The organism is Plebeiibacterium sediminum, from assembly GCF_026013605.1.
Classification (GTDB): domain Bacteria; phylum Bacteroidota; class Bacteroidia; order Bacteroidales; family Marinilabiliaceae; genus Saccharicrinis; species Saccharicrinis sediminus.
The window spans coordinates 1-1067 of sequence record NZ_JAPDPJ010000220.1 but is presented as its reverse complement, the minus strand read 5'-3'; the positions used below and the strand labels follow the sequence as shown (position 1 = coordinate 1067).

1 protein-coding gene is annotated in these 1067 nt (G+C 31.9%); it reads left to right on the top strand.

All coding sequences use genetic code 11. The features are described 5' to 3' along the window. Window positions 1-320: 320 nt before the first annotated feature. Window positions 321-842 carry a hypothetical protein gene (locus OM075_RS25165; RefSeq protein WP_301193324.1) on the top strand — a complete coding sequence of 174 codons (522 nt, stop codon included), beginning with the start codon at window positions 321-323 and terminating at the stop codon, window positions 840-842. Window positions 843-1067: the final 225 nt, after the last annotated feature.

The window sequence follows — 1067 nt, the reverse complement described above, 5'->3', positions numbered from 1 at the left end:
ATATTGTGGGAGAGTAGGTCGCCGCTGATTTTAAAGAAAGAGCAATTGAACAAGTTTCAGTTGCTCTTTTTGCGTTTATACACTTTATGTTGAAATCACTAAGTTAAAAATGAAAAGGGATCTGAGAAACCGATCGCATTTCTTAATTTGCTTATGTAATTCAGTCTCTTTTTCTTTTAATAGAGGAATCATGCCAAAAGCTATGATTAAGAAGTTGCAGGATATGGATAAACATTAAATACTGCAATGATAATTTATAAGCAACATCAAAGTAAGCTTAATACAACCTAATAAATAATGAAACTATAATATATTGTGATATGCTACAACTCATATGGGGATTACTAAATATTGGACTTATCATTTACTTTCTATGGATTAGCTTCCGAGCAGTAAAATTAGTTAAAGAAAGATTTGGATTATTCGCAGCTATTGTATTTGTCTTAGGACTTTTGGCTTTTGCTAATACATCAAAAGATGGAAGTACTAAAATGCAAGAGTGGACTTCTACATCTAACAATATTAATGATTGTAATGAAACATTTTTTGTGAATGCAGAGTTAGAAGAGAATTTGGTATCCACTAAGCTATTATCTATACACGCTGGAAACAAGAAGCAAGGAAACGATAATGTTGCGTTAAGTGCTAATACTTTAATAAATGGTTTTACCAGTGGAATAAATTGGGAAGTTATTTCAATAGCAATGAATGAGACCACAGATAATAATCAATTAGATTACATGGTTATTGGCGTTGTGAATTGGAAATTATTAGGTATTACAATTTACAAGCAACCCAAAACATTTAAAGGGGTTGTATCCATCGAAAAAGTTAATCGCTAAAAAACTACCCCTGGCTATGTTTAAAAATATGCTTATCAGCCAGGGGCATGTCTTGTACAGGGAATAGAGATGCATAGCATAACTTAGGGGTTAACGCAAAAAATGCGTATCGTCTTACTTTCATATTTCTTTGGAACTGCTATCTTTACCAAGACACAGAGTTAAGCTTGTAATGATTAAATTTACAAGGATATGAAAAAAGAAAGAAGACAATTTGATAAAGCC

Coding starts and splice junctions, on each gene's coding strand:
- OM075_RS25165 (WP_301193324.1), top strand. CDS start 321: ATGCTACAACTCATATGGGGATTACTAAATATTGGACTTATCATTTAC.